This is a genomic window from Erwinia sp. GW821-FHT03D09, from assembly GCF_059420805.1.
Map to the genome: position 1 here is coordinate 114,999 of NZ_JBWKUK010000013.1, position 13,129 is coordinate 128,127.

13 protein-coding genes are annotated in these 13,129 nt (G+C 53.2%); all 13 read right to left on the bottom strand.

The window, feature by feature from the left end; genetic code table 11:
• Positions 1–12: 12 nt before the first annotated feature.
• On the bottom strand, positions 13–984 hold the full coding sequence (locus AC07U6_RS14635; protein ID WP_494764382.1) for a peptidase: 972 nt from the start codon (positions 982–984) through the stop codon (positions 13–15).
• A 127-nt stretch (positions 985–1,111) separates the two neighbouring features.
• Positions 1,112–2,941: a glutamine--fructose-6-phosphate transaminase (isomerizing) gene (gene glmS, locus AC07U6_RS14640; protein ID WP_494764381.1), complete on the bottom strand. Its 1,830-nt coding sequence runs from the start codon at positions 2,939–2,941 to the stop codon at positions 1,112–1,114.
• A gap of 164 nt (positions 2,942–3,105) precedes the next feature.
• On the bottom strand, positions 3,106–4,476 hold the full coding sequence (gene glmU / locus AC07U6_RS14645; RefSeq protein WP_494764380.1) for a bifunctional UDP-N-acetylglucosamine diphosphorylase/glucosamine-1-phosphate N-acetyltransferase GlmU: 1,371 nt from the start codon (positions 4,474–4,476) through the stop codon (positions 3,106–3,108).
• A gap of 167 nt (positions 4,477–4,643) precedes the next feature.
• The gene (locus tag AC07U6_RS14650) at positions 4,644–5,063 is read right to left on the bottom strand and encodes a F0F1 ATP synthase subunit epsilon (protein ID WP_105595290.1); all 420 of its coding nucleotides are present in this window, start codon (positions 5,061–5,063) and stop codon (positions 4,644–4,646) included.
• Positions 5,064–5,137: 74 nt separating this feature from the next.
• Positions 5,138–6,520: a F0F1 ATP synthase subunit beta gene (gene atpD, locus AC07U6_RS14655; RefSeq protein WP_105595289.1), complete on the bottom strand. Its 1,383-nt coding sequence runs from the start codon at positions 6,518–6,520 to the stop codon at positions 5,138–5,140.
• Between the two features lie 63 nt (positions 6,521–6,583).
• On the bottom strand, positions 6,584–7,453 hold the full coding sequence (gene atpG / locus AC07U6_RS14660; RefSeq protein WP_494764379.1) for a F0F1 ATP synthase subunit gamma: 870 nt from the start codon (positions 7,451–7,453) through the stop codon (positions 6,584–6,586).
• A 54-nt stretch (positions 7,454–7,507) separates the two neighbouring features.
• Positions 7,508–9,049 (bottom strand): F0F1 ATP synthase subunit alpha, encoded by a 1,542-nt coding sequence (gene atpA, locus AC07U6_RS14665; RefSeq protein WP_133844851.1) that lies wholly within the window; start codon positions 9,047–9,049, stop codon positions 7,508–7,510.
• A gap of 14 nt (positions 9,050–9,063) precedes the next feature.
• On the bottom strand, positions 9,064–9,597 hold the full coding sequence (atpH, locus tag AC07U6_RS14670) for a F0F1 ATP synthase subunit delta (protein ID WP_494764378.1): 534 nt from the start codon (positions 9,595–9,597) through the stop codon (positions 9,064–9,066).
• A gap of 11 nt (positions 9,598–9,608) precedes the next feature.
• The gene (gene atpF, locus AC07U6_RS14675) at positions 9,609–10,079 is read right to left on the bottom strand and encodes a F0F1 ATP synthase subunit B (RefSeq protein WP_494764377.1); all 471 of its coding nucleotides are present in this window, start codon (positions 10,077–10,079) and stop codon (positions 9,609–9,611) included.
• Positions 10,080–10,176: 97 nt separating this feature from the next.
• Complete coding sequence (gene atpE, locus AC07U6_RS14680) at positions 10,177–10,416, bottom strand: F0F1 ATP synthase subunit C (protein ID WP_003849523.1); 240 nt, start codon at positions 10,414–10,416, stop codon at positions 10,177–10,179.
• 49 nt (positions 10,417–10,465) lie between these two features.
• On the bottom strand, positions 10,466–11,284 hold the full coding sequence (atpB, locus tag AC07U6_RS14685; protein WP_494764376.1) for a F0F1 ATP synthase subunit A: 819 nt from the start codon (positions 11,282–11,284) through the stop codon (positions 10,466–10,468).
• 7 nt (positions 11,285–11,291) lie between these two features.
• Positions 11,292–11,672, bottom strand: coding sequence for a F0F1 ATP synthase subunit I (gene atpI, locus AC07U6_RS14690; RefSeq protein WP_494764375.1), 381 nt, complete (start codon positions 11,670–11,672; stop codon positions 11,292–11,294).
• Positions 11,673–12,486: 814 nt separating this feature from the next.
• On the bottom strand, positions 12,487–13,107 hold the full coding sequence (gene rsmG, locus AC07U6_RS14695; RefSeq protein WP_494764374.1) for a 16S rRNA (guanine(527)-N(7))-methyltransferase RsmG: 621 nt from the start codon (positions 13,105–13,107) through the stop codon (positions 12,487–12,489).
• Positions 13,108–13,129: the final 22 nt, after the last annotated feature.

Consider the following 13,129-nt stretch of genomic DNA (forward strand, 5'->3'; position numbering starts at 1 on the left):
TCTTTCTGGTATTTAGCGCGAACACTCAATTCCTTCCATTGCCTGGCAGATCACATCATCAAACTGGTGTGACTGCTGAAGTTTTTCCGGCCACTGATAGTAGGGCAGATTTGCCTGTCGCGACTGCTCCTTACTTAACGCCTGAAGTCGGGTAAGCAAAGGCTCCAGCGCCTCTCCGCCCGGCAGCGTGGTAGTGCGAAATACCGGATTACCGTCAAGATAGCGAACAGCCTCAAGCTCCGGCGACAGCGTGACCGTGCCGTATTTTTCCCTCGCAAGGCGCTGCCAGAAAGGCCAGGCGGAATAGCGCAGGGCATAAAGCTCAGCGCCTTTCAGCGGTGGCCGCGCCTGCAGTTTTTTCGACATGACGATTTCGCCGTTATACGCTGATTCGATCCAGCGCGTCATCCCCTCCAGCAGCCAGCCCACTTTAAACTGGGTGTAGCCGTACTGGTAAAGGTGAAACAGCTCGTGAGCCGGGGTGGGATTCAGGGGCTGATTGAGCTTAGAACTGATGCGGATGGTTAACGCACAGGGTAGCCAGCTGCCGTCCTCTCCTTTCACCCGCGTCACTTCATCAAACGCCATCCCGTTGCCTCGCGGCAGATCAAACAGATAAACATGAATGGCTTTTGCCAGCCGGTAACGCGGCTGTTCCAGCGGCGGAGTTAATCGCAGCATCTGTTGATAGTACTGATTGGCGGCCTGTAGCTGGATCGCCACGTTTTTGACGTAGTCCGGCGTGCCGCTGCCGGTGGTGTCATCCAGCGGTGGCGCATTGTCGCCGCTGCGGGTGTAGAAAATCACAAAAGGCTCCGCGCGCAGGGTTTCCGTCAGCGGATACTGCTGCAGGAAGGCACTGTCGCGGCATTCCCCGGGCGCATCTATCGCCACCTGCTGCGGGCGGGCTGCCTGCACAACGCCGGAAATGCCGATCAGTCCACCAAACCCCATCAGTATTGTCATCAACTTTTTCAGTAACATGTCCTGCTCCTGCAACCCGTCCGGATAATCCTGCTGCCGAAAGATAAAAAAAATCCAGCCAGCTGAGGGGCAGCGGGCTGGATTATATTTTAGCCGGGATCTGCGAACAGAAACGGTGAAGCAGAAATTATTCTACGGTGACGGATTTCGCCAGGTTGCGCGGCTGATCGACGTCGGTGCCCTTAATCAGGGCAACGTGATAGGAGAGCAGCTGTAGCGGTACGGTGTAGAAGATCGGTGCAATCACCTCTTCAACGTGCGGCAGCGAAATAATCCGCATCCCTTCGCTGCTGGCAAACCCGGCATCGACATCGGCAAACACGTACAGCAGGCCACCGCGCGCGCGAACTTCTTCAATGTTCGATTTCAGCTTCTCCAGCAGTTCGTTGTTTGGCGCGACTACGATCACCGGCATATCGGCATCAATCAGCGCCAGCGGACCGTGCTTCAGCTCACCCGCCGCATAGGCTTCCGCATGGATGTAGGAGATCTCTTTCAGCTTCAGCGCCCCTTCCATGGCGATCGGATACTGATCGCCACGGCCGAGGAACAGCGCATGCTGTTTGTCGGAGAAATCTTCCGCCAGCTCGGCAATCAGCTCATCCTGCGACAGCATCTGTTCAATGCGGCTCGGCAGCGCCTGCAGGGCATGCACGATATCGTGCTCAACCTGCGGGTCGATACCTTTCAGGCGGCCCACGCGCGCCACCAGCATCAGCAGCACGGTCAGCTGGGTGGTGAACGCTTTAGTCGAGGCCACGCCGATTTCAGTACCGGCTTTGGTCATCAGCGCCAGATCCGACTCACGCACCAGCGATGAACCGGCCACATTACAGATGGCCAGCGATCCCAGATAGCCCAGCTCTTTCGAAAGACGCAGCGCCGCCAGCGTGTCAGCGGTTTCACCGGACTGTGACAGGGTGATCAGCAGGCTGTTTTTACGCACTGCGGATTTGCGGTAGCGGAACTCAGAGGCGATCTCCACGTCGCACGGCACGTTGGCCAACGATTCAAACCAGTAGCGGGACACCATACCGGAGTTGTAGGAGGTACCGCAGGCCACAATCTGGATGTGCTCAACGTTAGCCAGCAGCGCATCGGCATTTGGCCCCAGCTCGGAGAGATCCACCTCGCCGTGACTGAAACGCCCACTGAGGGTGTTTTTAATCGCGACAGGCTGTTCATAAATTTCTTTCTGCATATAGTGTCGATAAATCCCTTTATCACCGGCGTCATATTGCACGTTGGATTCAATTTCCGCACGTTTCACCGCGTTACCGTCGCGATTGAGGATGATCACGTCACGGCGGGTGATTTCAGCAATATCGCCTTCTTCCAGATAGACAAAACGACGCGTTACCGGCAGGAGTGCCAGCTGATCGGAGGCGATGAAGTTCTCACCCACACCGCGACCAATCACCAGCGGGCTGCCTGAACGCGCCGCTATCAGCGTAGACGGATCGCGGCTGTCCATAATGACCATGCCGTAGGCACCGCGCAGCTGAGGTATTGTGCGCAGCACCACCTCACGCAGCGATCCGCCCTGTTTTTGCTCCCAGTGAACCAAATGGGCAACCACTTCGGTGTCGGTTTCGGAAGAAAATGAGTAACCGCGCTCGATCAACAGCTCGCGCAGCGGTTCATGATTCTCAATAATACCGTTGTGAACAATGATGATATGGTCGGAAATATGCGGATGCGCATTGGCCTCCGACGGCTCTCCATGAGTCGCCCAGCGGGTATGAGCAATACCGGTTCCCCCCACCAGCGGTGTTTCTTCCGCCGCTTCGGCCAGGTTAACCACCTTACCCAAGCGACGCAGGCGGGTGACATGTCCCTGCTGGTCAACAACGGCCAGACCGGCGGAGTCATAACCGCGATACTCCAGACGACGCAGGCCTTCAAGCAGGATTTCTGCAATATCACGCTGCGCTACAGCACCAACAATTCCACACATAGTAAATTTTCCTGACTTAATGGCATTTCGTATGCCATCAGCGTTGTCTTCTGACCTGATTTTCCGGCATTTTCCGGTTCCCCGAGCCTTGTAGAGAGTGGGGATTATTTTTATGTTTACTGCTTTTTATCGCGGAGCGGGGAGAACCCCAGCCCGTTAAAATACTATTTTTTCTTTACCGGGCGCTGCCAGCTGGCGTTCAGCTGCTGCTCTTTCCGATTGTAGACCAGCCCCGCTGCGGGCACGTCTTTCATAATAGTCGTTCCTGCGGCGATAGTGACGCCATCAGCCACCCTGACCGGCGCGATAAGCTGGGTATCGGAACCGACGAACACATCATCACCGATGATGGTTTTCGATTTATTCACCCCGTCATAATTGCAGGTGATTGTACCGGCTCCAATATTGACGTTTGTACCAATCTCGGCATCACCCAGATAGCTGAGATGCCCTGCCTTGGAGCCTTTGCCGAGGCGCGCTTTTTTCATCTCGACAAAGTTACCGACGTGGGCGCCTTCTGCCAGTTCGCTTCCCGGACGCAGACGGGCGAATGGCCCGACGGTGCAGGCTTCGGCCAGCTGCGCATCTTCAATGACGGTGTAGGGGCTGATAATGCTGTCGTCGGCGATGACGCTGTTTTTAATCACGCAGCCGCTGCCGATTTTGACCCGGTTACCCAGGGTAACGTGGCCTTCAATAATCACGTTGGTATCAATCACCACATCACGACCATGCTCCAGCGTACCGCGCAGATCGAAGCGCGCCGGGTCCAGCAGCATCACCCCGGCCAGCAGCAATTTTTCCGCCTGCTCGGCCTGCCAGACGCGTTCCAGCGTGGCCAGCTGCAGGCGGTTGTTCACGCCGTCGGTTTCCGTGGTGCGGGCAGGGTGCACCGCCTCAATATCGCGGCCTTCCTGATGCGCCAGCGCAATGATATCGGTGATGTAGTATTCACCCTGCGCGTTATTATTGGTGAGCTTGCTCAGCCAGCGCTTGAGGTCGGCACCGTTGGCGATCAGGATGCCGGTGTTGATTTCGTTGATCAGCAGCTGTTCCGGCGCGGCATCTTTTTGCTCGATAATGCCAACCACATTGCCACCTTCACGGATGATGCGACCGTAACCCGTTGGGTTATCCAGGATCACCGTCAGCAGGCCAATGCCGCCTTCGGGTTTAGCCGCCTGCAGCCGGCGCAGAGTATCCACCGAGATCAGCGGCACGTCGCCGTACAGCATCAGAATATCTTCATCATCGGCAAAATGAGGTGCAGCCTGCTGCATCGCGTGCCCGGTTCCCAGCTGCTCGGCCTGGAGCACCCAGTTCAGCGAGGCATCATTCAGCGTGCTTTTCAGCAGATCGCCTCCGTGACCGTAAACCAGATTAACCTGCTGCGCGTTTAACACTTTTGCAGCATCGATAACGTGCTGAACCATCGGTTTTCCGGCCAGCAGGTGTAGCACTTTTGGCAGGTCGGAGTACATACGGGTTCCTTTGCCAGCGGCAAGGATCACCACGCTCATCGGGCTGGTAGACATAGACATCCTGATTTGTGTTTTGATGAGGAAAGTAAAGCGGTTTAGCGCTAAGAATACTACATTTTTCTTGGCCCGAAATTAGCTTTCAGAACAGTGGAAATCCCAAACGGCAGGCAAAAAAAATGCCAGTCAGTTTCCTGACCGGCATTCTGCAGCTTAAACCTGAGTTACATCGCTTTCTTGGTCAACTCAATGACGCGTAGCTTAGCAATGGCTTTCGCCAGCTCAGCCGACGCGATAGCGAAGTCAACATCGCCGTGAGAGCTGTTCATATGCTCTTCAGCTTTGCGTTTCGCTTCCAGCGCGCGCGCTTCATCAAGGTCGGTACCACGGATCGCGGTATCAGCCAGCACGGTAACCGCGCCAGGCTGCACTTCCAGCACACCGCCGGAGAGGTAAATCACCTCTTCGTCACCGTGCTGCTTAACGATGCGAACCATACCAGGCTTAATGGCAGTCAGGAGCGGGGCGTGGTTTGGGCGAATACCCAGCTCACCTTCGCTACCTGATACCTGGATGCTTTGTACCAGACCGGAGAACATTTGCAGTTCTGCGCTGACAACGTCCAGGTGAAAAGTCATAGCCATAATTAACCTCCTGAGAAACTAACCCGTCATACTTCAGGCTGCATTGCTGCAACCTGAATGACTAAGGGTAAAAATTACAGTTTCTTCGCTTTTTCCACGGCTTCTTCGATGGAACCTACCATGTAGAAAGCCTGCTCTGGCAGATGGTCGAACTCGCCTTCCATAATGCCTTTAAAGCCACGGATGGTATCTTTCAGCGACACGTATTTACCCGGAGAACCAGTGAATACTTCTGCCACGAAGAACGGCTGGGACAGGAAACGCTGCATCTTACGAGAGCGTGCTACCACCAGTTTGTCTTCTTCTGACAGTTCGTCCATACCCAGGATGGCGATGATGTCTTTCAGTTCCTGATAACGCTGCAGCAGTGACTGAACGCCACGCGCAGTGTCATAGTGTTCCTGACCAACAACCAGTGGGTCCAGCTGACGGCTGGTAGAATCCAGTGGGTCAACCGCCGGGTAGATACCCAGGGAAGCGATCTGACGGCTCAGTACCACGGTTGCGTCAAGGTGCGCAAAGGTGGTGGCTGGTGATGGGTCAGTCAAGTCATCCGCAGGAACGTAAACGGCCTGTACGGAGGTGATTGAACCGGTCTTGGTAGAGGTGATACGTTCCTGCAGAACGCCCATCTCTTCCGCCAGCGTTGGCTGATAACCTACCGCAGAAGGCATACGACCCAGCAGTGCTGATACTTCAGTACCGGCCAGGGTATAACGGTAGATGTTATCGATGAACAGCAGTACGTCACGACCTTCGTCACGGAACTTCTCAGCCATGGTCAGGCCGGTCAGCGCAACGCGCAGACGGTTTCCTGGTGGCTCGTTCATCTGGCCATAAACCAGTGATACTTTGTCGATAACGTTAGAGTCGGTCATCTCGTGATAGAAGTCGTTACCCTCACGAGTACGCTCGCCCACACCGGCAAATACGGAGAAACCTGAGTGCTCAGCCGCGATGTTACGGATAAGCTCCATCATGTTTACGGTTTTACCCACACCCGCACCACCGAACAGACCGACTTTACCGCCTTTAGCGAAAGGACACATCAGGTCGATAACTTTAATACCGGTTTCCAGCAGCTCCTGAGAGTTTGACTGGTCTTCGTATGAAGGAGCCGCGCGGTGAATCGCCCAGCGCTCTTCTTCACCGATATCGCCTTTCATATCGATTGGCTCACCCAGCACGTTCATGATACGGCCAAGTGTTGCAGTACCTACTGGTACTTCGATCGGGTGCTCAAGGTCAACGGTTTCCAGACCACGCTTCAGGCCGTCTGAAGAACCCATAGCGATGGTACGAACCACGCCACCACCCAGCTGCTGCTGAACTTCCAGCACCAGACGAGCATCACCATTTTTAACCTCAAGGGCGCTGTACACTTGTGGTACTGCGTCCTGAGGGAATTCGACGTCAACTACGGCGCCGATTACCTGGACAATCTTTCCAGTAGCCATCTTGAATCCTCTACCTAATTCGTTTATACCCCGCCGGTTCGAAACGCAGCAGGGTATACCTGGTTAAACCGCGGAGGCCCCCGAGACGATCTCGGTAAGTTCCTGGGTGATGCTGGCCTGACGAGCCTTGTTGTATACCAACTGCAGCTCTTTGATCAGGTTTCCGCCGTTGTCGGTTGCGGCTTTCATCGCCACCATTCGCGCGGCCTGCTCGCTGGCCAGGTTTTCTACAACACCCTGGTAAACCTGAGATTCGACATAGCGACGCAGTAACGTGTCCAGCAGCGCTTTCGGATCGGGCTCATACAGATAGTCCCAGGTGCTCTTCTTCACAACGCCTTCCGAATCATCGGCTGCAGGTAACGGCAGCAGCTGTTCGATCTGTGGAGACTGAGACATGGTGTTGATAAATTTGTTGCTGACAATAAACAGCTTGTCCAGGCGGCCTTCATCGTATGCTTGCAGCATCACTTTGACCGGGCCAATCAGGTCGGAGAGGGCAGGTTTGTCGCCCATTCCGGTTACCTGAGCAACCACGTTGCCACTGACAGAACTGAAGAATGACAGACCTTTGGAACCGATAATGGCGAGATCGCTCTCAACGCCTTTATCCGCCCAGTCTTTCATATCCGCCAGCAATCTTTTGAACAGGTTAATGTTCAAACCACCACAAAGCCCGCGGTCGGTAGATACGACCAGATAGCCAACGCGTTTAACGTCGCGCTCTTCCAGGTAAGGGTGCTTGTATTCCAGATTACCTAACGCAATGTGACCAATCACTTTGCGCATGGTTTCTGCATAAGGACGGCTGGCCGCCATGCGTTCCTGCGATTTACGCATTTTGGAGGCGGCGACCATTTCCATCGCTTTGGTGATCTTCTGCGTGTTTTGCACGCTGCCGATCTTACTACGTATCTCTTTTGCGCCGGCCATAAGCTTCTCCTCAAAGCCTTGCGGCCTGCCCCCTAAGGGACAAGCCGCCAGACATTACCAGGACTGGGTTGCTTTAAACGTCTCGAGGAGGCCTTTCAGCTTCTCTTCGATTTCGCCGTTATAGTTACCAGACTGGTTGATATCAGCCATCAGCTCGGCGTGATCGCGATCCGCGAAGGCCAGCAGTGCCGCTTCGAAGCTACCGATTTTCGCCAGTTCGACGTCATTCAGGAAGCCACGCTCGGCAGCAAACAGCACCAGACCCTGCTGCGCTACAGACATCGGCGCATACTGTTTCTGTTTCAGCAGTTCGGTCACTTTCTGACCGTGGCTCAGCTGTTTGCGGGTTGCTTCGTCCAGATCGGATGCGAACTGAGAGAACGCAGCCAGTTCACGATACTGTGCCAGAGCGGTACGGATACCACCGGACAGTTTCTTGATGATCTTGGTCTGAGCTGCACCACCAACACGGGATACCGAGATACCCGGGTTAACCGCTGGACGAATACCAGAGTTAAACAGGTTGGTTTCCAGGAAGATCTGACCATCGGTAATCGAGATTACGTTGGTCGGAACGAACGCAGAAACGTCACCCGCCTGGGTTTCGATGATTGGCAGCGCGGTCAGAGAGCCGGTTTTACCTTTCACTTCACCGTTGGTGAAACGCTCAACGTAGTCGGCGCTCACGCGGGAAGCACGCTCCAGCAGACGGGAGTGGAGGTAGAACACGTCGCCTGGGAATGCTTCACGGCCCGGTGGACGACGCAGCAGCAGGGAAACCTGACGGTAAGCAACGGCCTGTTTAGACAGGTCATCGTATACGATCAGCGCGTCTTCACCGCGGTCACGGAAGTATTCGCCCATCGCACAACCGGCGTATGGTGCCAGGTATTGCAGAGCAGCAGACTCAGATGCGGTTGCAACCACAACGATGGTGTTAGCCAGCGCGTTGTGTTCTTCCAGCTTACGCACCACGTTAGCGATGGTAGAAGCTTTCTGACCGATAGCAACGTAAACGCATTTGATGCCGGAATCGCGCTGGTTGATGATCGCATCGATCGCCATTGCGGTTTTACCGGTCTGACGGTCACCGATGATCAGCTCACGCTGACCACGGCCGATTGGAATCATCGCATCGACAGATTTGTAACCGGTCTGTACAGGCTGGTCAACGGACTGACGATCGATAACGCCAGGTGCAATCACTTCGATCGGCGAGAAGCCGTCGTTGTCGATTGCGCCTTTACCGTCTATTGGTGCACCCAGTGTGTTCACCACGCGGCCCAGCAGGCCACGGCCTACCGGTACTTCCAGGATACGGCCAGTACACTTAACCTTCATGCCTTCGGCGAGGTCAGCGTATGGGCCCATCACTACTGCACCTACGGAGTCGCGCTCCAGGTTCAGTGCGATTGCGTAACGGTTACCCGGCAGGGCAATCATCTCACCCTGCATCACATCGGCCAGGCCGTTGACGCGGATGATACCGTCACTGACGGAAACAATAGTACCTTCGTTGTGAGCTTCGCTCACTACATTGAACTGAGCAATGCGCTGCTTGATCAGTTCGCTGATTTCGGTGGAATTCAGTTGCATATGCTCCAGTCCCCTTAAGACTGCAAGACGTCGGTAAGGCGCTCAAGACGGCCGCGTACGCTGCCATCAATGACCATATCACCCGCACGGATGATTACGCCTGCCATTACAGACTTATCAATTTTGCAATTCAGCTTAACTTTGCGTGACAGACGTTTTTCCATCGCGGTGCTGATTTTGGTCAGCTGCGCGTCACTCAATGTAGAAGAAGAGATAACTTCAACCTCGGCGGTCGCATCATGTGCGGCACGCAGTTGGATGAACTGATCCAGTACATCGGCAAGTGCTGGCAAACGTTTGTTTTCAGCCATAACCTTAATCAGGTTCTGGCCGGCTTCGTCGAGTTGGTCACCACAGATTGCGATGAACGCGCCAGACAACGCTTCCGGCGCCAGAGCGCCGGAAAGAAGTTCTGATACCTGTTCATTGCCAGCCACTTCGGCGGCAAACGCCAGCATCTGCTGCCAGCGATCGACACTTTGATGCTCAACCGCAAAGTCAAAAGCGGCTTTAGCGTAGGGGCGAGCTACGGTAGTAAATTCAGACATCAGCCCCTCCCTTACAGTTCAGCGACCAGTTTATCTACGATGTCGCTGTTAGCAGCTTCATCCACGGAGCGTTCAATGATTTTCTCGGCGCCGGCAACAGCCAGCATCGCGACCTGCTTACGCAACTCTTCACGTGCACGTTTACGCTCGGCGTCGATTTCAGCCTGCGCCTGGGTGACGATCTTGTTACGTTCCTGTTCAGCCTCGGCTTTCGCTTCGTCCAGGATCTGCGCACGGCGTTTGTTCGCCTGCTCAATGATTACCTGGGCGTCATCTTTCGCTTTCTTCAGCTGATCGGTCGCATTAGCCTGCGCGAGATCCAAATCTTTTTTGGCACGTTCAGCGGAAGCAAGGCCTTCAGATACTTCTTTCTGGCGCTTTTCGATAGCGGCCATCAGCGGCGGCCATACGTACTTCATGCAGAACAGGACAAACAGAATGAACGCGATGGCCTGGCCGAGGATTGTTGCATTAATGTTCACAGCACAATGCCTCTTATTAAGTTAACTTTTTCTGCCGCCTTTACAGCGGCAGAAGCCGTTTATCGCTGACCTGCGCCAGCGATAAACAATCGGTTATTTACGCGACAGCAAACATCACGTACAGACCCAGACCAACGGCGATCATTGGGATTGCATCCACCAGACCCATTACAACAAAGAACTGCGTACGCAGCAGAGGAATCAGATCCGGTTGGCGCGCGGCGCCTTCCAGGAATTTGCCTCCGAGGATGCCGATACCGATCGCAGCACCGATTGCCGCCAGGCCCATCATCACAGCGGCAGCCATGTACAGCAGATCCATATTCAGGTTTTCCATGACAGTCTCCAGTTTGTTTCAGTTAAAACGCAGTAGTGTTGAGAAAAAATCAGTGTTCTTCAGATGCCATCGACAGATAGACAATCGTTAAGACCATGAAAATGAAAGCTTGCAGCGAAATGATCAGGATGTGGAAAATGGCCCAAGGCACATTCAGAACCCACTGTGACCACCACGGCAGCAGGCCGGCAATCAGGATAAAAATCAATTCACCCGCGTACATGTTTCCGAACAGTCGCAGACCCAGAGAAACAGGCTTGGACAGCAGGCTCACACCTTCCAGAATCAGGTTGATCGGAATAAAGACGGGGTGGTTGAAGGGTTGCAGAGTCAGCTCTTTAGTAAAGCCGCCAATGCCTTTCATCTTGATGCTGTAGAACAGAATCAAAATAAATACGCCAAGCGCCATCGACAGCGTAACGTTCACGTCTGCGGAAGGCACAACACGCAATGCTGGCAGCCCAAAGACATGTTCACCAATGTATGGCAACAGATCGATTGGCAGCAGATCCATGAAGTTCATCAGGAATACCCAGACGAAAATCGTCAGGGCCAGCGGAGCGATAAGTTTGCTTTTACCGTGGTACATATCGCGTACGTTGTCGTCAACGAAGCCAACAACTAACTCGATAGCGGCCTGTAACTTGCCCGGTACACCGCTGGTGGCTGACTTCGCGACTTGGCGAAACAGCACCAGGAATACCAGTCCCAGCACCACAGAGAAAAACATGGAGTCGATATTTAATAACCAGAACGTCGCCGGAGCGTCGTGCGGATTCACTAGCTCGAAGGTACGCAGGTCCAGCTGAAGGTGCGTCAGGTGGTGACCTATGTATTCTTGCGGCGTAGAGATTTCTCCTGCAGCCATGATGCCCTTACCCTTTGTTGTTGATTACAGCCGGTGCGACGATTTGCACAATCAGCACCGATAACCAGGCCAGTCCCAGCGGTGTAAACACCGCCTTAAACACACCCAGCGCCACGATTAGCATGAGAATAGTAATGACCACTTTCAGCGCCTCACCGAGGACGAACGTCCAGGCAAGCCGACCTGTTACTTCATGTCCCGCCTGGTGGCGCCAGGCAAAAATCATAAACAACATGTTTGGCAGCCAGGCTGCCAGTCCACCCAACAGAGCGGACACGCCCCAGGTCAAATCTTTAAGGGCAAACAGCGCACCGATTAAGACGAATGTCACCAGCTGTAACATCAGCACGGTTCGGGCAAATTTCACTCTGTAAAGGGACACTGACATGACGCTGAAACTCTCCTGCCCCGCTCGGGCTATGCCGCGTGTCGTATAAAACTGCCTTTACTCTTCTGAGTCAAGCAGCAAAAAACGTGCAAATTATACGGGGCGCACCTGTGATTTCAATGGATAAGTAGAGAAAAGGTGAACAATTATTTAAAATTCTTTCCAGCGGCCTATTTTCCAAAACAAATGACTTCCGCCTCATTCGTCCATTTTTCTGAAATACGGAGGCTATTTTGCTCATAAAGCGTGCGGAAGATCACAAATTAGTAATATGATTTCCATCATTGAAACAAGATTGATGCTAATAATCATTACCAACATAGAGATAAGTTATTTAATATCAATAATTTAAATTAAACTTGTTAGTAAAATAGATTGTTGTCTTGATTAAAACCGCTTATTGACATCGCCAGCAAATATTTAACAACTTCAAAGCCATTACTTACGAGAATTTATTAAGAAGATATATTTTCTCATGTGACTATTCTCTATCTAAAATGCTATGGATAAGGTGATCGTTGTGATAATAAATTGTAAATAGAACGTTAAATGTAAACAAAGTTGTCAGTCCGTTTCCGCGCTCTGATTTAACGCTATAGCAACAGCTCCGTCCAGGCTGATTGGTCCGAAAAAAATAAAAAATGATGGACGGTTAAAAATCAGCAACGGCCTTATCACTATAAATGCACAAAAAAATCATACAAATTCAAGGGTTATTGACTGATAGTACCCTGAATTAACCTCTCCCGACAGGGTAAAAATGGCGAAAAAAAACCGCCAGCATCAAAAGTGGCGGTTTTTTTCACTTAAAAAGTCAGCCCTTTGGCGAAATGACCACCAGATGGCGTTCACCCTCCAGCTCGGGAACAGCAAGCGAAGCTATCTTTTCAACGACGAACCCCGCCGGTAGTGCAGCGATCTCATCCTGAGGAAGCAGGCCCTTCAGCGCATAGAAACGCCCCTGTGAGCCCGGCAGATGATGACACCAGCTGACCATATCGTTCAACGAGGCAAATGCGCGACTAATCACGCCATCAAACGGTGGCTCAGCGGGAAAATCTTCAACGCGGCTTTGCACCGGAGTTATATTCTCCAGTTTCAGCTCATGCTGCACCTGCCGCAGGAAACGCACGCGTTTGCCCAGGCTGTCCAGCAGCGTGAAATGAGCCTGAGGGCGCACAATAGCCAGCGGCACGCCGGGAAGCCCGGGCCCGGTTCCTACATCGATAAAACGCTCACCTTCCAGATGCGGTTCTACCACGATACTGTCGAGAATATGGCGCACCAGCATCTGTTCAGGATCGCGGATGGAGGTCAGGTTATAGGCCTTATTCCATTTGTGCAGCATGTCCACGTAGCCAATCAGGTGCTGTTTTTGCAGATCGGTCAGTGAAATGTTGGCGCTCTTAAGCAGGACGGAAAGTTTGTTGATCACAGTCGATGGTCCAGAAAATTAA

Bases quoted from the DNA above. Each gene is read 5' to 3' on its own strand.
- AC07U6_RS14650 (WP_105595290.1), bottom strand. From the start codon at position 5,063: ATGGCTATGACTTTTCACCTGGACGTTGTCAGCGCAGAACTGCAAATG.
- atpH (WP_494764378.1), bottom strand. From the start codon at position 9,597: ATGTCTGAATTTACTACCGTAGCTCGCCCCTACGCTAAAGCCGCTTTT.
- glmS (WP_494764381.1), bottom strand. From the start codon at position 2,941: ATGTGTGGAATTGTTGGTGCTGTAGCGCAGCGTGATATTGCAGAAATC.
- atpE (WP_003849523.1), bottom strand. From the start codon at position 10,416: ATGGAAAACCTGAATATGGATCTGCTGTACATGGCTGCCGCTGTGATG.
- atpA (WP_133844851.1), bottom strand. From the start codon at position 9,049: ATGCAACTGAATTCCACCGAAATCAGCGAACTGATCAAGCAGCGCATT.
- glmU (WP_494764380.1), bottom strand. From the start codon at position 4,476: ATGTCTACCAGCCCGATGAGCGTGGTGATCCTTGCCGCTGGCAAAGGA.
- AC07U6_RS14635 (WP_494764382.1), bottom strand. From the start codon at position 984: ATGTTACTGAAAAAGTTGATGACAATACTGATGGGGTTTGGTGGACTG.
- atpI (WP_494764375.1), bottom strand. From the start codon at position 11,672: ATGTCAGTGTCCCTTTACAGAGTGAAATTTGCCCGAACCGTGCTGATG.
- atpG (WP_494764379.1), bottom strand. From the start codon at position 7,453: ATGGCCGGCGCAAAAGAGATACGTAGTAAGATCGGCAGCGTGCAAAAC.
- atpD (WP_105595289.1), bottom strand. From the start codon at position 6,520: ATGGCTACTGGAAAGATTGTCCAGGTAATCGGCGCCGTAGTTGACGTC.
- atpB (WP_494764376.1), bottom strand. From the start codon at position 11,284: ATGGCTGCAGGAGAAATCTCTACGCCGCAAGAATACATAGGTCACCAC.